The organism is Edwardsiella piscicida (assembly GCF_001896205.1).
GTDB classification, from domain to species: domain Bacteria; phylum Pseudomonadota; class Gammaproteobacteria; order Enterobacterales; family Enterobacteriaceae; genus Edwardsiella; species Edwardsiella piscicida.
Window position 1 is genome coordinate 3,238,273 of sequence record NZ_MPNU01000001.1, and the last position, 16,738, is coordinate 3,255,010.

The 16,738-nt window shown below is 62.6% G+C and carries 15 protein-coding genes; 2 read left to right on the top strand and 13 right to left on the bottom strand.

Features of this window, described 5'->3' with window-relative positions; genetic code table 11:
• Window positions 1-41: 41 nt before the first annotated feature.
• The 9 genes from nlpD to rppH all read right to left on the bottom strand — a co-directional run bounded on the left by nlpD (window position 42) and on the right by rppH (window position 8,217).
• On the bottom strand, window positions 42-980 hold the full coding sequence (gene nlpD / locus BRD58_RS14980) for a murein hydrolase activator NlpD (protein ID WP_078057757.1): 939 nt from the start codon (window positions 978-980) through the stop codon (window positions 42-44).
• A gap of 328 nt (window positions 981-1,308) precedes the next feature.
• A complete protein-coding gene (locus BRD58_RS14985) occupies window positions 1,309-1,947 on the bottom strand; it encodes a protein-L-isoaspartate(D-aspartate) O-methyltransferase (RefSeq protein WP_012849698.1) in 639 nt (212 codons plus the stop codon).
• Window positions 1,941-2,705, bottom strand: coding sequence for a 5'/3'-nucleotidase SurE (surE, locus tag BRD58_RS14990; RefSeq protein WP_015462245.1), 765 nt, complete (start codon window positions 2,703-2,705; stop codon window positions 1,941-1,943). The genes BRD58_RS14985 and surE overlap by 7 nt, the downstream gene beginning before the upstream one ends.
• Window positions 2,686-3,732: a tRNA pseudouridine(13) synthase TruD gene (truD, locus tag BRD58_RS14995; RefSeq protein ID WP_012849700.1), complete on the bottom strand. Its 1,047-nt coding sequence runs from the start codon at window positions 3,730-3,732 to the stop codon at window positions 2,686-2,688. Before truD ends, surE begins: the two co-directional genes overlap by 20 nt.
• Before the next feature lie 3 nt (window positions 3,733-3,735).
• Entirely contained in the window at window positions 3,736-4,209 is a 474-nt protein-coding gene (gene ispF / locus BRD58_RS15000) for a 2-C-methyl-D-erythritol 2,4-cyclodiphosphate synthase (RefSeq protein WP_012849701.1), read from the bottom strand.
• Between the two features lie 3 nt (window positions 4,210-4,212).
• Entirely contained in the window at window positions 4,213-4,944 is a 732-nt protein-coding gene (gene ispD / locus BRD58_RS15005; RefSeq protein ID WP_015462246.1) for a 2-C-methyl-D-erythritol 4-phosphate cytidylyltransferase, read from the bottom strand.
• 53 nt (window positions 4,945-4,997) lie between these two features.
• Entirely contained in the window at window positions 4,998-5,342 is a 345-nt protein-coding gene (gene ftsB / locus BRD58_RS15010) for a cell division protein FtsB (protein ID WP_012849703.1), read from the bottom strand.
• Between the two features lie 82 nt (window positions 5,343-5,424).
• A complete protein-coding gene (gene ptsP / locus BRD58_RS15015) occupies window positions 5,425-7,671 on the bottom strand; it encodes a phosphoenolpyruvate--protein phosphotransferase (protein WP_034167940.1) in 2,247 nt (748 codons plus the stop codon).
• A gap of 12 nt (window positions 7,672-7,683) precedes the next feature.
• The gene (rppH, locus tag BRD58_RS15020; RefSeq protein ID WP_012849705.1) at window positions 7,684-8,217 is read right to left on the bottom strand and encodes an RNA pyrophosphohydrolase; all 534 of its coding nucleotides are present in this window, start codon (window positions 8,215-8,217) and stop codon (window positions 7,684-7,686) included.
• Window positions 8,218-8,907: 690 nt separating this feature from the next.
• On the opposite strand from rppH, the gene mutH reads away from it, so the two are divergent.
• Complete coding sequence (gene mutH, locus BRD58_RS15025) at window positions 8,908-9,594, top strand: DNA mismatch repair endonuclease MutH (RefSeq protein ID WP_015462249.1); 687 nt, start codon at window positions 8,908-8,910, stop codon at window positions 9,592-9,594.
• 87 nt (window positions 9,595-9,681) lie between these two features.
• The gene (locus BRD58_RS15030) at window positions 9,682-10,398 is read left to right on the top strand and encodes a TerC family protein (RefSeq protein ID WP_012849708.1); all 717 of its coding nucleotides are present in this window, start codon (window positions 9,682-9,684) and stop codon (window positions 10,396-10,398) included.
• Window positions 10,399-10,470: 72 nt separating this feature from the next.
• On the opposite strand, the gene BRD58_RS15035 is transcribed toward BRD58_RS15030, so the two are convergent.
• The 4 genes from BRD58_RS15035 to aas form a co-directional block, all read right to left on the bottom strand.
• Window positions 10,471-11,313, bottom strand: coding sequence for a polysaccharide biosynthesis protein (locus BRD58_RS15035; protein ID WP_073383504.1), 843 nt, complete (start codon window positions 11,311-11,313; stop codon window positions 10,471-10,473).
• Window positions 11,314-11,455: 142 nt separating this feature from the next.
• Complete coding sequence (gene phoA, locus BRD58_RS15040) at window positions 11,456-12,898, bottom strand: alkaline phosphatase (RefSeq protein ID WP_073383509.1); 1,443 nt, start codon at window positions 12,896-12,898, stop codon at window positions 11,456-11,458.
• 120 nt (window positions 12,899-13,018) lie between these two features.
• Complete coding sequence (lplT, locus tag BRD58_RS15045; protein WP_012849711.1) at window positions 13,019-14,209, bottom strand: lysophospholipid transporter LplT; 1,191 nt, start codon at window positions 14,207-14,209, stop codon at window positions 13,019-13,021.
• A complete protein-coding gene (aas, locus tag BRD58_RS15050) occupies window positions 14,202-16,361 on the bottom strand; it encodes a bifunctional acyl-ACP--phospholipid O-acyltransferase/long-chain-fatty-acid--ACP ligase (protein ID WP_073383513.1) in 2,160 nt (719 codons plus the stop codon). Before aas ends, lplT begins: the two co-directional genes overlap by 8 nt.
• Window positions 16,362-16,738 lie beyond the last annotated feature (377 nt).

The window sequence follows — 16,738 nt, forward strand, 5'->3', positions numbered from 1 at the left end:
TACCCGTGATTTGCGAGCAGGATACAGCGATCCTGCTCAAACTATCGCTGCGGCAGATATTGCAGCGGGTTTACGGATTTTCCCTTGTAACGAATTTCAAAGTGCAATCTAACTGAGCTGGCACCGGTACTGCCCATGGTGGCAATTTTTTGACCCGCCTTCACCTCTTGTTGCTCCCGGACCAGCATGGTGTCGTTATGGGCGTAGGCGCTCAGGTAATCATCATTATGCTTAATGATGATCAGGTTTCCATAGCCGCGCAGCGCATTACCGGCATAGACCACCCGCCCATCGGCGGTGGCCAGCACCGGCTGCCCACGCGAGCCTGCGATATCGATCCCCTTGTTGCCCCCTTCGGCCGACGAGAAGTTTTCGATAATCTTACCGTCAGTCGGCCAGCGCCAAGTCCCTACCGGCGCCGAGCTGGATGACGATGCGGAAACGGCGGGCGCAGCGCTTGCCGCCCCGGCTGCAGGCAACATTCTGCCTACATTCTGTTTACCCGAAGGGTCAGAATACGCGCTGGCTGATGTAGAATCAACATTCGTCGTCTGAATTTGTGCACTGCTTGGCTGAGCGGGAACAATATTATTGGAGGCCAACATACCGCCGCCGCTGCCACCGTTTCCACCGATGCGAATAACCTGCCCGACATTCAGGCTATAAGGCGCCTGAATATTATTGCGTGCGGCCAGATCGCGGAAATCGCTGCCGGTGATCCAGGCGATATAAAACAGCGTATCGCCGCGCTTAACGGTATAGGCTTCGCCGTTATAGCTCCCCTTGGGAATCGACTGGTAGCTGCGGTTATACACAATATGCCCGCTGGCATCCGTTTGCACATGACCGCCGGAAGAGAGCATGCGGCCGCCGCCCGAGCCATTTACAGAGCTTATCGGTGCGGAATTATCACTACTGCTACACCCCGCCAGCCACATTGTAACCAGCGTACACATCGCCACCCGGCGCCATTTAATCATTGGGCTTCCCATGCTCATGACTCCCCCATGACAGCATTCTTCTCTTAAATAAGTCATTCGATATACCCGGAAAACGCCGGATTAGCATCGGCCTGCGCTGGCCGAAAGGCATTGATATCGCTCAGCCAATTATTTTATTCATACCCTAAGGCAGGGATTGGACACTAAAAAGCGCCCGCAGGTCAAATACGGATTAAGTAAGAATTATCCCTATTCGCCTCGGCAGGACGCGCGGGGAAAGTCTACGGCGCGCTCCGCCGCCGATCATCCGTATCTCAGCATAACGGCAATTGCGCCGCCCTGCACGGCGAGGCGTGCCATTACCCCGTCAAGCCAGCTCGCCGCTCACCAGCGGGACAAAGCGCACCGGTTCGATCGATTCGACCAGGTATTCGTCGCCGCGCCGCTGGATACGCCGTAAAAACTGGGGCTGGGACTGCTCACCGACCGGCAGCACCAGGCGTCCCCCCTCGGCCAATTGCGCCAGCAGCGCCGGCGGGATCTCCGGGGCGGCGGCGGTCACGATAATGGCATCGAAGGGGCCGCGCGACGCCCAGCCCTGCCAACCATCGCCGTGGCGGGTCGATACATTGTGTAAATCCAGCTGCTTAAGACGCCGTTTAGCCTGCCATTGCAGGCTCTTGATCCGCTCGACCGAATAGACATGAGGCACCAGGTGCGCCAGCACCGCCGTCTGATAGCCGGAGCCGGTGCCGATCTCCAGCACCCGCGAGGCTGCCTGCAGCGCCAGCAGCTCGGTCATCCGCGCCACCATATAGGGCTGGGAGATGGTCTGTCCTAACCCTATCGGCAGCGCCGTGTTGTCATAGGCCTTATGGGACATGGCCTCATCGATAAAGCGTTCGCGCGGCACCGAGGCGATAGCCTTCAGCACCGCCTCATCGCGGATTCCCTGACGCATCAGCTGCTGGATCAGCAGCAGAACCCGGCGATCGACGTCTACCATGCCGCACCGCCCTTATCCACCCGGCCCAGCCACTCCGCCAACCGCTCACGCGCGCCGTGGGCGGTCAGATCCACCTGCAGCGGCGTCACGGAGATATAGCCCGCCGCCACGGCGGCGAAATCGGTCTCTTCGCCGGCGTCCTGTTTGGCCCCCGGCGGGCCGATCCACATCAGCGGCTTACCGCGCGGATCCTGCTGATGGATCACCGTCTGCGCTGGATGACGACTGCCGCAGCGGGTCACGCGCCAGCCGCGGATCGCCGCCAGCGGAACGTCCGGCACGTTCACGTTCAGGATGCGCCCGCTGCGCAGCGGCGCATCGGAGAGCATACGCAGCAGTCGGCAGGTCACCGCCGCCGCCGTGTCATAGTGGCGCTCGCCGTCCAGCGACACCGCCAGCGCCGGAAAGCCCAGATGACGCCCCTCCATCGCCGCCGCCACCGTGCCGGAGTAGATCACGTCGTCGCCCAGGTTAGGACCGGCGTTGATGCCGGCGATCACGATATCCGGGCGCGGGCGCATCAGCGCATTGACCCCCAGATAGACGCAGTCGGTCGGCGTGCCGTCGATCACGCTGATGTCGCCGTTGGCCAAGGTTTCGCTGCGCAGCGGCGACTCCAGCGTCAGGGCATTGGAGGCCCCGCTGCGGTTGCGGTTCGGGGCGACGACCTGCACCTGGGCAAACTCACGCAGCGCCTCCGCCAGCGTCTGAATACCGGGAGCCGTTACGCCATCATCATTACTCAGCAAGATCCGCATCGGGGTTTTCCTGACAGAACAGTTCACGCACCACGCTGGTGGCGAAACTACCGGCGGGCAGATCGAAGGTCAGCTCGACGGTGGCGTCATCCCACCAGTTCCAGGCCATCGCCTGCGGCTGCAGCAGCACCGCCCGGCGCGCCGGCTCTACCCGCTCACGCGTCAGCAGGGCCTGCAGATCAGCATACTCAGACAACACTCGACGTTCAAACTCCGCCGCATCGCCGCCGACGCCGCCGTCACCGTCGCCCGGCAGCGCCGCCGTAATGCGCAGTTCGCCGGCGTCCAGCCGCTGCTGCAGCGTCGCCAGCTCCGCCTCTTGGGCGACAAACCAACTGCCGCGCCCGGTCAGCTGCAGCGCGTCGCCAGCCAGGGCCCGAGAAAAACAGCCCGCCGCCAGCCGCTCGCTCACCAGCCGATTAAACAGCGCGCTGCGCGCCGCGGAGAGATAGAAGCCGCGCTTGGCACGCTCGTTAACTCGAATCTGATCGGCGGCCCAGCGACGCGCCTGCTGCAGGTTGTTGCCGCCGCGGCCAAAGCGCTGCTCGCCGAAATAGTTGGGCACGCCCTGTGCCGCCACCCGGCGCAGGCGCTCTTCGACCTCGGCGCTATCGCTGATATGGCGCAGTACCAGGCGGAACTGGTTGCCGCGCAGCGTACCGATACGCAGCTTCTTCCGATGACGGGTCACGGCCAGAACCTGGCACCCCTCCAGCACAAACTGGCTGAAGTCTGGGGTATCGCGCCCCGGCAGATGCAGGCAGAACCACTGCTCGGTCACCGCATGACGATCCTTCAGCCCGGCGTAGCTGACCGAGCGCGCGGCGATACGGGCAAAGCGAGCCAGGTTCTCCGCCACAAACTGGGTGTTGCACCCCTCTTTACGCAGGCGAACCAGCACATGCTCACCCTCGCCGTCCGGGGCGAATCCCAGATCCTCTGCGACAAAAAAATCCTCGGCGAAAGCCTTGAGCACTCCGGTCGCCGCCGGGCGCCCGTGCAGATACTGCAGCGTGGAAAACTCCATCGATCACTCCTTGACCAGCAGGGCCACCGCTTCGCAGGCGATCCCCTCGCCGCGTCCGGTAAAGCCCAGCTTTTCAGTGGTGGTCGCCTTCACGTTGACATCATCGATCGGGCACTGTAAATCCTCGGCCAGAAACACCCGCATCTGCGGAATGTGCGGCGCCATCTTCGGCGCCTGGGCAATCAGGGTAATGTCCAGATTACCCAGACGGTAGCCCTTGGCGCGAATGCGACGGTATGCCTCACGCAGCAGCGCGCGGCTGTCCGCCCCCTTATAGGCGGGATCCGTATCCGGGAACAGCTTGCCGATATCCCCCAGGGCCGCCGCCCCCAGCAGGGCGTCGGTCGCCGCATGCAGGGCGACATCGCCATCGGAATGGGCCAGCAGCCCCTGTGGGTGCGCGATGCGCACGCCGCCGATAATCAGCGGCCCTTCGCCGCCGAAGCGGTGAACGTCAAAACCGTGACCAATTCTCATCGGTTATTGCTCCTGTGAGTGCGTCAAAGAGGCGTGGCGCGCCAGATAGAACTCTGCCAGCGCCAAATCCTCTGGACGGGTAACTTTAATATTGTCCGAACGCCCGCTGACCAAGCGGGGATGATAGCCGCAGTGCTCCAGCGCCGAGGCCTCATCGGTCACCGTCGCCCCCTCGCGCAGGGCGCGCTGCAGGCACTGGATCAGCAGCGCGCGGGGAAACAGCTGCGGCGTCAGGGCATGCCACAGATCCTGACGCGCCACCGTATGGGCGATCAGCGGGAGACCGGCTTCGGCCCGCTTCATCGTGTCACAGACCGGCGTCGCCAGTATCGCCCCCTGATGCGCAGCATCAACGCAGGCCACTAGGTGCGCCAGATCGTTGGGCCGCAGGCAGGGGCGCGCCGCATCGTGCACCAGGACCCAGTCGGCATCGTCGGCGGCCAGCAGCGCAGCCAGCACCGACTCGGCGCGGGTCGCGCCGCCCGTCACCCGGCTCACCCGCCGATCCGCCGCCAGCGGCAGCGCGTCAAAGCCGGTGTCCTGCGGGTGCAGCGCAACGATCGCCCGGCGCACCGCCGGATGGGCGAACAGCGCCGTCACGGCATGCTCCAGAATGGTCTTGCCATTCAGCGTGAGGTATTGCTTGGGAGTAGCGCGTTGCATCCGGCTGCCGATCCCGGCGGCCGGTACAATGGCGACAATGGACGGTACGTTAACGGAGTCGTTGTCGTTCATCGGTGAATTATCGTTATCGGATATGAAGGCATGGCGCGGGCCATGCAAAGAATTCAGTGACTCGCCGTCACTGACGGGTAGGACGCGGCTGGCTGGGTAGCCGTCCCCGCCGTACGGCGTTTGTTCTGATCGGGCACCAGGCGGTAGAAGGTCTCACCCGGTTTAATCATTCCCAGCTCATTGCGCGCGCGCTCTTCGATCGCCTCTTGGCCGCCGTTAAGATCGTCGATCTCGGCAAACAATTGATCGTTGCGCGATTTCAGCTTGGCATTATTCGCCAGCTGCGTCGCGACGTCCTGCTTCACCCGCATATAGTCATGGACGCCGTTTTTGCCGACCCACAGCGAATACTGCAGCCAGCCCAACAGCACCACCAATAATAGCGTCAGTTTACCCATTCACGCCCCCTGAAAAACCGCCCAATCATCCCATAACTTCCGTCAGGACTCCATCATGACGGCAAAATTCCCCGGACGCGCCCTACATCCCGCCGCGGATCAGACCACCGACGCCGCGCCGCTCCAAAAACGAGGCGGTGAGGTGACGCACCTCGGTCGATGAATGGGTCGCCACCATGCGGGCGGCCAGCCCTTCGACATCCTGCAGATCCAGGTGACGCAGCAGATACTTGATACGCGGCACGCTGTGGCCGTTCATGCTCAGTTGGCGAAATCCCAGCCCCACCAGCAGCAGCGCGCCCATCGGATCGCCGGCCATCTCGCCGCAGACGCTGACCGGCAGCCCCAGCTCGGCGCACTCGCGCACCACCTGCTGCAGCAGGCGCAGCATCGCCGGATGCAGGCCGTCATACAGCGCCGCCACCCGGGTATTGTTACGATCCACCGCCAGCAGATACTGGGTCAAATCGTTGGTGCCGACCGAAATAAAGTCGACCCGAGAGGCCAGCCCCGACAGCATAAAGGCCAACGCCGGCACCTCCAGCATCACCCCGATGCGCGGGCGCGGCAGGGCATAGCCCAGCATCTCCTCAACCTCTCGCCCGGCGCGGTCGATCAGGCGACGCGCCTCATCCACCTCGGCCAGGGTGGTCACCATCGGCAGCAGGATCCCCAGGTTGCCGCTGGCCGCATTGGCGCGCAGCATCGCGCGCACCTGCACCAGAAAGATCTCCGGCTGATCGAGGGTGATCCGCAGCCCACGCCAGCCCAGACTGGGGTTCTCCTCGCTGATCGGCATATAGGGCAGCTGCTTGTCGGCGCCGATATCCAGGGTGCGCAGCACCACCGGCTTCGCCGGGTTGATCTGCAGCATGCCCTGATACTGTGCGACCTGCTCCTCCTCTGACGGGAAGCCGCTCTGCAGCATAAAGGGAATTTCGGTGCGATACAGCCCCACGCCGTCGACGCAGGCCTCCAGACGCTGCTCATGCTCCGCGCTCAGGCCGGCGTTCAGCAGCACGGCGATCCGTTCGCCGCTGCGCAGCTGCGCTGGACGATCCGACTCAGCCTCCGTCTTGCGGCTCAGCGCCTGCTCCTCGCTGATCAGGCGCTGGTACTCCTGCACCAGCACCGGCTCCGGCTCGACCAGCACCTCGCCACGGTAGCCGTCGATGATCAGCAGCCGCTCATGGAGCAGCGCAGGGCGAATATCGGCCCCCATCACCGTCGGCACGCCCATCGCGCGCAGGATGATCGCCGCGTGGGAGTTCGAGGCGCCGTCGCGCACCACCACCCCCAGCAAACAGGACTGCGGGATCTCCGCCAGCAGGGTCGGCGTCAGCTCATCGGCCACCAGAATAAAGCGCTCCGGCCACGGCGCCGGACCGATGGCGTTATCATCCAGATGAAACAGCAGGCGCTGCCCGAGCGCGCGCAAATCGCTGGCGCGGTCGCGCATATAGCTGTCCTGCAGGCTGGCGAACTGGTCGGCAAAGTGCTCGGTGACCTGCTTCACGGCCCATTCGGCCACCGCGCCGCCGTCGACGTGACGCATCAGCTCGCGCTTCAGACGCGGATCGTTGAGCAGGTGGGAGTAGAGATCGAAGATCGCCGCGCTCTCTTTCTGTGCGCTGGCACCAAAGCGCTTGCTGTAGCGACGAAACTCGCTGGCCGCCTCCTCCAGCGCCCGCGCCAGTCGTTCACGTTCGCTGTCGGTATCCAGCGTGGAGGCCTCATAGACGTGCTCCAGCGCCGGCTGGCTGATATCCATCCATCCCTTGGCCACCGCGATGCCGGGCGCCGCGGCGATAGCGCGCAGGCGGTTCTGGCGCAAACGGCCAAACAGGCTATTGAGCTGGGTTTGTGACAGGATCCCGGCCAGCTGAGTCGCCAGGGTCACCAGAAAGGACTCTTCGACCTCATCAAACTGACGGGACGCACGCTGCTGTATGACCAGCACCCCCAGCAGCTGGCGGCGATAGATCATCGGCACGCCCAAGAAGGCGCGGTAGCACTCCTCGCGCACCTGCGGCAGGTATTTAAAGCTGGGGTGGCTGGGCGCATCCGCCAGGTTTACCGGCTCCGCCAGACGGCCCACGAGGCCGACGATCCCTTCGTCAAAAGAGAGCGCCACCACGCGACCGCGCGGCTTTTGCAGACCGCGGGTCGCCATCAGGTAGTAGCATTGACGATCGTTGTCGGCCAGGTAAACCGAGCAAACCTCCGTCTCCATCGCCCGACAGGTTTCGTCCACCAGCACATTCAGCGCGTCATTCAGGCTGGCGGCCGCAGCCACCTTCTCCACGATCTCGCGCAGGCGCGTAAGCATGATTACTGCCACTTAACCTCTTTTACGGCGATAGCCGGGAGACGAACGCCCCCCCTGGGCCACGCTCTCCTGCAATGACATGACAACGGATGAGAACTCCTTCATCACCCGGCGGTAAACATCGCGCTTAAACGACACTACCTGACGCACCGGATACCAATAGCTGACCCAGCGCCAACCATCAAACTCCGGCGTATTGCTGCGCTGCATATTGATCTCCGCCTCACTGCACAGCAGCTGCAGTAAAAACCAGCGCTGCTTTTGGCCGATACACACCGGCTTCGTATCCCAACGCACCAAACGTTTAGGTAATTTATAGCGTAACCAGTTACGGGTAGAGGCCAGAATTTTCACATCCTTACGTCCCAGCCCCACCTCTTCAAACAGTTCGCGGAACATCGCCTGCTCGGCGGTCTCCCCGGCGTTGATCCCGCCCTGCGGGAACTGCCAGGAGTTTTGCCCATAGCGACGTGCCCACAGCACCTGCCCCTGCCGGTTACAGATTACAATACCTACGTTCGGGCGGTAGCCATCATCATCGATCACCAGACTACCTCAATAAGCAAAATCGCAAGATGACATGATTGTTTCACACTCGCACCAAGCGGTAAACCATTGGCTCAACGCCGAGATTTCCCGCGCGTGCGCCGCATAATTTCGGGATAACTCACAGATAAATGCAAAGTTATAAACACACACGCGATAGCGAGGCGGCTTTTATTCACTTTTTCTGTGGATATATTTGTGTAGAAGTGTCTGGAAAGAGGGGTAAAACTTATCGTCACCGCCATAGCCACTCAACGCCACCACAAAATATTTCAATATCTTTCAATTAATTAATCAACAACCTCACCCTGTATACAGGATAAAAATGTGATCCATGCACGCTTAGGATCCCGCGCTGTCTAAAGATCGCGCAATGCCGATTTTATCCACAACATATCCGCAAAACTTGCACACTGCGGCAGCAATTTCGCAAAAAACCGCGTCCGTCAAGGCTGTAAATCAAACCAGTGTCCGCCGATAAAACGGGTTATCCAAAATATCTGTGGATAAATAGGTGTAAGATCCTGTTCATTGTCAGTGGCTAGTGGTGCACAATAGCAGATCCCGGTCCGGAGCGGGGAGAGCGTTATAAAAAATTTCATTATGAATCATAATATTATTTATAGCCTGCGCCGCTGTCGCCCGCGCTGTTGATAAGCCCTGAATGAGCGTACGTTTTTTAACCAGATGATGAACGAACCGTTTCCTCCCCACTCGCCGCCGGCGGATCGCCAGGCGCTGCTGCAGCGCGCCCTGCGTCTGGCCGGATACACCTATGCCGAGCTGGCCGCGCTGGCCGGCCTGACCATCCCGCGCGATCTGCGCCGTGATAAGGGCTGGGTCGGTCTGCTGCTGGAGCGCTGCCTCGGCGCCTGCTCGGGCAGTAAGGCGCAGCAGGACTTTCCTGCGCTGGGCGTCGAGCTGAAGAGTATCCCTATCGATGCCCAGGGACGGCCCCTGGAGACCACCTTTGTCTGCGTGGCTCCGCTGACGGGAAATACCGGGTTAACCTGGGAGCACTGCCATCTGCGCCGCAAGCTGCAGTGCGTACTGTGGATCCCGGTAGAGGGGGAGCGTCAGATCCCGCTGGCCGAGCGCCGAGTCGGCGCCCCGCTGCTGTGGACCCCCTCTGCGCAGGAGGAGCTGGCGCTGCGGCGGGACTGGGAGGAGCTGATGGATCTGATCGTGCTGGGGCGGGTTGAGTCGATCACCGCCCGCCACGGCGAGGTGCTGCAGCTGCGTCCCAAGGCGGCCAACAGCCGGGCGCTGACCGAAGGCATCGGCCAACGCGGCGAACCGATAATGACCCTGCCGCGCGGCTTCTATCTGAAAAAGAACTTCACCGCGGCGCTGCTGGCCCGCCATTTTCTGCTGTAAATGTTGTTTTACGCCCCGCGAGCGCTGCGCAGCGGGACACTCTCGGTGTATAATTCCCGTTTATGATTTGTTTAGGTATTTATCTCTATGTTTGCGTGGATTGCCGATCCTAACGCCTGGCTGGCGCTGGGGACCTTAACGATTCTGGAAATCGTTCTGGGCATCGATAACATCATCTTCCTCTCCCTGGTCGTGGCGAAGCTGCCCAAGAAACAGCAAAACAAAGCGCGCCGCATCGGCCTGCTGGCCGCCATGGGGATGCGCCTGTGCCTGCTGGCCTCGATCGCCTGGGTAGCCCACCTGGTGCATCCGCTGTTCAACCTGTTCGGCCACGCGGTCTCCGCCCGCGATCTGATCCTGCTGCTCGGCGGGCTATTCCTGATCTATAAGGCCAGTAAAGAGGTGCACGAGACCATCGAGGGCAGCAACGATAACCATGCTACCCACGTGCACTCGTTTATGGGGGCCATCGTGCAGATCATGATGCTGGATATCATCTTTAGCCTGGACTCCGTGATCACCGCCATTGGCCTGTCCGATCACCTGTTCATCATGATGGCGGCGGTGATCATCGCCGTGGGCGTGATGATGTTCGCCGCCCGGCCGATCGGCGAGTTTGTCGCCCGCCATCCGTCGGTCAAGATGCTGGCGCTGGCCTTCCTGATCCTGGTGGGCTTCACCCTGATCCTGGAAAGCTTTGCGGTACACGTCCCCAAAGGCTATATCTACTTCGCCATGTTCTTCTCCATGGCGGTGGAAAGCCTCAATCTGGTCCGTAACAAAAAGGCCAGCGACGGCGAATAAGCCGCGCGACACCAACGACAGAGGGGCGTAAACGCCCCTCTGCTTATCCCACCGATTCCCCGTCCGTACGACTCACTCCACGCAGTCCCTGCGATTCAGCACCAGAATGCGCTCCTCCTGATGCACCCGGTAGACATACATCACCTTCATGCCGAACTGACGCACGCCGCGTTCGTGGCAGTGCTGAAGAAAGTCGCTCAGGGCGTGACGGCGCAGAGATGCCTCGCTGGCCGCCTCTCCCTCCAGACGCACGCGGTAGACAAACACCAGCGTACGCCCCTCTAGGCGCACCCGCCGCAGCCAAATCCCGGGGGCATTCGGCGTTTCGGCAACCGTCAGGTGCTGATAACGTCCCAGCATCTGGCGGCGATACTCGATCCACAGCAGTGGATTCTCTCGCTTTTTATCCAGCCAGCGCAGGGCAAAGCCGCTGCTGAAGCTGCTTATCAGCAGCGCCAGCAGCATCAATACCAGCACCGGCCGCCAGCCACGCCGCGCCAGCCACAGCGGCCGCGCCGCGCCCCGCGCCTGGCGTTGGCGCTGCGTCGTCGCGATGGCGCCAAACAGGAAAAACAGGACAAACAGGAAGCTGATCGCCAGATTAAAGGCGGTTCCCCGTAGAAACAGATACAGCAGCAGCGCATTAAACCCAATCAGCAGTGCCCAGGCGCAGATGCGCGGAAAACGCAGCATCCCCAGCAGCAGCAGCAAAGTCACCGGCCCCAGATAGACCCCGGCCAGCATATAGGTGCGCTCTTTAAAATCACCGGGGAACATCAGCACCATCATTAACGTCAGCAGGACGCTGCTGGCCGCCGCCATGACGCCGCACAGCTGATAAAAGCGTAGATGTTCATCCAGCTCAGCATCGACGTCGTCGTCCGCACCGGGCGAAACAGGATGTTTTATGAACATATTTAATTAGATGTGTAAATAAATGCACATAAAACATACCATAAGAATAATAAATAGTTCACTGATACTTTTATGCGTTACCCGGGATAAAAAAAGCGGCCCGGGCGACAATAGCTCCCGGGCCGACGATCTCGGTCACGGCTTAGGGGGCGGTTTTCAGTCCCAGCGCGTCGCGCAGGGTAAAGAACAGATCGGTCTGATCCGTCAGGCCGACCACGTTGGCTCCGTGGGGACCGTAGGCGGCGATGCGCAGCTGAGAGCCGGTATGCTCCTGGCTATCCGCCTCTTCTGCGGTGCCGTAGCTGATGGTCATCGGTACCCCATCCTGGGTGATCAGCGTCTGCGTCAGCCCCGGCGCCTTGGCGTCGTTGGGCACGATCTGGCTGGTGTGGGCGTGGTCGGCCGTGACCACCACCAGGGTGTTGCCATCGCGGCGGGCGAACGCCAGCGCCTTCTGCACCGCCTCATCCAGATCGACCGTCTCGCCAAACTGACCGCACGGATTCGCAGCGTGATCCTGTTTATCGATCGATGCCCCCTCAACCTGCAGGAAAAAGCCGTTGGGATTCTTGCTCAGCAATGAGATGGCCTTCTCGGTCATCTGCGCCAGGCTCGGCTGGCTGTCGCTGCGCTGCGGGTTCGGCTGACAGGTCACCGGCGCCTGCTGGTTGCCGTGCCGCGTGGCCTTGGGCCCCAGCCAGCGCACCGGCATGTTGCCCTCGGCGAACAGGCCCAGCAAAGGACGCCGATCGTCGGCCTCCGTGACGGCGTTCATCTCATCCAGATTGCTGACGATGTGATAGCCCTGCGCCTGCGCCTGCTGGAGCAGGGTCTTCCCCTTAAATGCCCCCGCGCTCACCGTCTGCGCAAAGGTCTTCGCCCCGCCGCCCAGCGTCACATCGGCGCGCGCCTTCAGCATCTGCTCGGTGATCGATCCGGCGCCGCCGTTATCCAGGGCGTTCTCCGGGCACGTCGCCAGGGTCTGCTGCGGACCATAGCATTTGCGTCCGCTGACATGGGCGAACATCGCCGCCGGCGTGGCGTCCTGCAGCTCCGCAGTCGAGACGTTTCCGGTCGACTTGCCCGCCGCGCGCGCCAGCTCCAGCAGCGTCGGGTGGGACTTGCCCGTCACATCGATGCCCAAGGCGCCGTTATAGGTCTTTACCCCGCTGCTCCAGGCGGTCGCCGAGGCCGCCGAGTCGGTGACATAGTTCGGTCGATGGGTTTGGCGATCCAGCGAATAGTGCGTGTACTGCCCGGTCAGCGGCAGGGCATCGATACCGCGCAGCATTCCGCCCGCGCCGGCCGCATAGTTACGGGCGGCGGTGATCTCCGCATCCCCCATGCCATCGCCGATCAGCAGGATCACGTTCTTGGCCGGACGGGCGCTCAGCGACGCCTGCAGCGCCGCGGTCTGATCGCCGAGCAGACGGCGAGCGCCGCCCCGCTGGGTAATATCGCCGCGCGCGGCGCGTTCGGTCAGCACCTGCTCTGCGCTCGGCGCAGCGGGCGCGGCCTGCAGCGGCAGGGCCAGGCTAAGAGAAAGCATCAGTAAAGAAAGGGAGAAAGGGGTATGGCTCGCCATGATAAGACTCCGTGTCCAAGAGGAAAATCGATCAATTAATGAATGAATTGGCACGAAGTATAAGGAGAGATAATGTCGGTTAGGTGACACTCCGGTGAAGGCTGAATGACAGGCGGCGCCTCAGCGCCGCCCCCAGCGCCAAACCGCGACGATCGCCAGGGCAAACAGCAGGCCAAAGCCCGCGCCGGCCGCCACCACCGGCACCCCGCAGCGAATCGCGGCGGAATAGCACGCCAGCATCAGCAGCATGGCGCCATTCTCCCCCAGATTCTGCACCGCGATCGCGTGGCCGGCGCCTACGCTTTCGCGCCCGCGCTGCTGCAGCAGCGCGTTGAGCGGAACCACGAAAAAGCCGCCGCACACCCCGACCAGCAGCAGCAGCGGGTAGGAGAGCGCCAGGCTGTGCTGCAGGGAGAACAGCAGCACCAGCAGGCCTATCAGGATCCCCGCGGGCATGCAGCGCTGCGCCGTGCTCAGGGTGACCAGCCGCCCCGCCGCCGCCGCCCCGATCACGATGCCGATGGCCACCATGGCGTTCAGCAGCGTCGGGGTGGTGTTATCCGCCACGCCGAGCACCGTCGGCACCCACAGCACCAGCAGAAAGCGCAGGGTCACCCCGGCGCCCCAGAAGAGGCTGGTTCCCACCAGCGAAAAGCGGGCCTGCGGATGACGCCACAGGGTACGGCAGGCCGCGCTAAACTCCGCCAGCATCGCGCCCGGTCGCCACGCCTCAACCCGGCGCGCCGGCGCGAGGCGTGGAATATACAGGTTGGCGATCAGCGCCGCGGCATAGATCAGCGCACAGATAGCCAGCGCCGCGCTGACGTGCCAGTCGGCCAGCATGCCGCCGGCGACCGATCCGGACAGGATCGCCGCGATCGTCGACGCCTCCAGGACGCCGTTGGCCTTCACCAGGCGACCGCCGTCCGTCAGCTCGCCCAGGATCCCATACTTGGCCGGAGAGTAGGCCGCCGCGCCAATCCCGACCAGGGTATAGCCGACAAAGGGATTCACCCCGAGACAGATCAGCAGCGCCCCCAGCAGCTTGAGGGCGTTGGCCCCCATCATCACCCGCCCTTTGGCAAAGCCGTCGGCCAGGTGTCCGACAAAGGGGGCAAACACGATATAGGCCGCAACAAAGGCCATCTGCAGCGCCGGCTGACTCCACTGCGGGAAATGCAGCCCCTTCAGCAGCGCCAGCGTCACAAACAGCAGGGCATTGTCGCCAAACGCAGAGAAAAACTGCGCCACAACAACCGCTCGCATTCCCCGTCCGCGCTCACCGACGGAGGCGCGCTGTGTCTCATCCATTCACGCTATCCTCAGACTCCGCCATACGGCGTAGCGTTACAAAATCCACCTTGCCGCTGCCCAACAGCGGCAGGACCTTCAGGTAGCGAATATCCCGCGCCACCGCCAGCTCTGGGGCACCGCTGACGCGGGCCGCCGCCAGCAACTGCTCCCGCCCCAGTTCGGCATCGGTGGTAAACAGCACCAGTGCCTCCCCCTTGAGCCGATCGCTTCGCGCGCTGGCGGCATGTTCGCCCTGCGGCGACGCCGCGCGCGCCAGCTGTTCAACCCGCTCCAGCGACACCATTTCGCCAGCCAGTTTGGCAAACCGTTTAAGGCGTCCGACAATCGTGCAGTAGCCCTGTGCATCCAGCGTCACAATATCGCCGGTATCGTACCAGCCCGCCTCCATCTCACCCTGCGCGTTCGCCGCCTGCGGCGGCAGCAGAACCCCCGGCGCCTCGACCCGCAGGTAGCCTTTCATAATATTGGGGCCACGCAGCTGCAGACAGCCACCCTGCGAGATCCCCGCCACCGGGATCAGCCGCGCCTCCATTCCCGGCAGAATGCAGCCGACGCTGCCGATGCGCGTCGCCATCGGCACATTGATCGCCACCACCGGCGCACATTCAGTCACCCCGTATCCCTCAAGAATACGGATGCCAAACTTCTCAAACCACAGCCGCGCCGTCTCCGGCGCCAGCTTCTCTGCGCCGGCAACCACATAGCGCAAACGGGCAAAGTCATAGGGATGAGCGAAGCGCGCGTAGTGCCCCAGGAACGTCGAGGTCGCGAACAGCACGGTGCAGTTTCGGTCATACACCATCTCCGGCACCATACGGTAGTGCAGCGGGCTGGGGTACAGAAAGACCCGGCTGCCGCACAGCAGCGGCGTCAGCAGCCCCACCGTCAGCCCGAAGGCATGAAACAGCGGCAGCGCCGACATAAAGCGATCGCGCGGGGTAAAGTCCGCTACGCAGCGGATCTGCTCCACGTTGGCCAACAGGCTGCGGTGAGAGTGTACCACCCCTTTAGGCGCGCCCTCTGAACCGGAGGTAAACAGGATCAGCGCCGCATCGTCGGGCTGGCGCGGCAGCATCGCGCCCTCGGGTCGCAGCAGGTACCGCAGCACCCAGAGCTTATCCCGCCACCCTAGCGTATCCCGCAGATCCTCCAGGTAGATCCAGCGTGCGCCGTCCACCTGCTGCGGCAGCTGCTCCAGGCGCGCCTTCTGCAAAAACTGTCGCGAGGTGACCACGGTCTCGATCCCGGCGGCCAGCAGGGCGTTGCGCAGCCCGGCGGCGCCGGCGGTGTAGTTCAGCATCGCCGGCACCCGATTGCGCAGCGTCGCGCCGAGGATCGTCGCCGCCGTGACGGTGGCGTTGGGCAGCAGCATACCGACGTGCTCATCCTCGCGGGTAAAGCGCTGCAGGATCCGGCTGACGGCGAGGCTCTTTTTCAGCAGCCCGCGGTAGCTGTCCTCACGCAGGTTAATGTCATCGATCGCCCGGCTGCTCGCCCCATAGCGCCGCATCGCCGCCAAATAGGCGGCAAACAGCGTGGTCATCGGCTGCGCCTCCAGACGCGCGCGCATCATAATGGCGTGCAGGCGTTCACCGGCCAGCAGGCGCCGCTCGCGCGCCCGCGCGGCCTGCGGCATCGCCAGATGCGTCACCGGCAGTAGATGAAGGGAGAGCGGCGGTAGCAGGCGCAGACGAAACAGCCCCTTCAGACGACCAAAGTGGCTGAACTCAGCGCCCTCGATGCGCACCGGCAGCAGGGCTGCGCCGGAGCGGGCCGCCACAAACGCCGCGCCGTCATAGACCTTCATCAGCGAGCCGGTCACGGTGATACGTCCCTCGGGGAAGATCACCACCGGCCTGCCCTGCTCTACCAAGCGGATCAACCGTTTGATCGCCATCGGCTTGCGCGGATCCAGGGCGACGATATCGACAAAGCGCCCGACCAGGCGCATCAGCCAGCTGTCTGCTATCGAACTGTAGACGGCAAACACCGGCCTAACCGGCAGATACAGCGTCAGCAGAACGCCATCCAAGAAGGAGACGTGGTTGGGAACGATCAGCAGCTTCGGGTGATCGAAACGCTGATCGAAGCCGGTCAGACGAAGACGGAACAGCGTTTTCAGCAGCGCGCCGATGAATCGGTACAGCATGGACATCTCCCTATGTGCGGCAGAATAGCGCGGCTAGCATACTACCCCATGCCAGAAGCGCCGCAAACTGCACAGGCGGGAATATCTGCGCCCGAGCACGGGCGGGCGCGACGGGCAAAAAAAAACCTACGCATCTGCGTAGGTCGGTGTAAGCGTTGGTCGGCTTTCCGGCGGGAAAACCAGAACGTCACCCATCAATACCTCTGGGACAATCAGTGTAGGAAAATAACGGCCGACGCCGCCACGAATAATTCGCAAGCTAACGGTTCAAAGTGAAACAGAGTGTAATCGAGGGGAAAATGAGGCAAAAAAAACCTACGCATCCGCGTAGGTCGGTGTAATTTTGTTGGCTTCAGCAACTGAAAACTGAACTCTCA

Bases quoted from the DNA above. Each gene is read 5' to 3' on its own strand.
- phoA (WP_073383509.1), bottom strand. From the start codon at position 12,898: ATGGCGAGCCATACCCCTTTCTCCCTTTCTTTACTGATGCTTTCTCTT.
- ftsB (WP_012849703.1), bottom strand. From the start codon at position 5,342: ATGGGTAAACTGACGCTATTATTGGTGGTGCTGTTGGGCTGGCTGCAG.
- truD (WP_012849700.1), bottom strand. From the start codon at position 3,732: ATGGAGTTTTCCACGCTGCAGTATCTGCACGGGCGCCCGGCGGCGACC.
- nlpD (WP_078057757.1), bottom strand. From the start codon at position 980: ATGATTAAATGGCGCCGGGTGGCGATGTGTACGCTGGTTACAATGTGG.
- ispF (WP_012849701.1), bottom strand. From the start codon at position 4,209: ATGAGAATTGGTCACGGTTTTGACGTTCACCGCTTCGGCGGCGAAGGG.
- BRD58_RS15030 (WP_012849708.1), top strand. From the start codon at position 9,682: ATGTTTGCGTGGATTGCCGATCCTAACGCCTGGCTGGCGCTGGGGACC.
- aas (WP_073383513.1), bottom strand. From the start codon at position 16,361: ATGCTGTACCGATTCATCGGCGCGCTGCTGAAAACGCTGTTCCGTCTT.
- mutH (WP_015462249.1), top strand. From the start codon at position 8,908: ATGAACGAACCGTTTCCTCCCCACTCGCCGCCGGCGGATCGCCAGGCG.
- BRD58_RS15035 (WP_073383504.1), bottom strand. From the start codon at position 11,313: ATGTTCATAAAACATCCTGTTTCGCCCGGTGCGGACGACGACGTCGAT.
- surE (WP_015462245.1), bottom strand. From the start codon at position 2,705: ATGCGGATCTTGCTGAGTAATGATGATGGCGTAACGGCTCCCGGTATT.
- lplT (WP_012849711.1), bottom strand. From the start codon at position 14,209: ATGGATGAGACACAGCGCGCCTCCGTCGGTGAGCGCGGACGGGGAATG.
- ptsP (WP_034167940.1), bottom strand. From the start codon at position 7,671: ATGCTTACGCGCCTGCGCGAGATCGTGGAGAAGGTGGCTGCGGCCGCC.
- ispD (WP_015462246.1), bottom strand. From the start codon at position 4,944: ATGAACGACAACGACTCCGTTAACGTACCGTCCATTGTCGCCATTGTA.
- BRD58_RS14985 (WP_012849698.1), bottom strand. From the start codon at position 1,947: ATGGTAGACGTCGATCGCCGGGTTCTGCTGCTGATCCAGCAGCTGATG.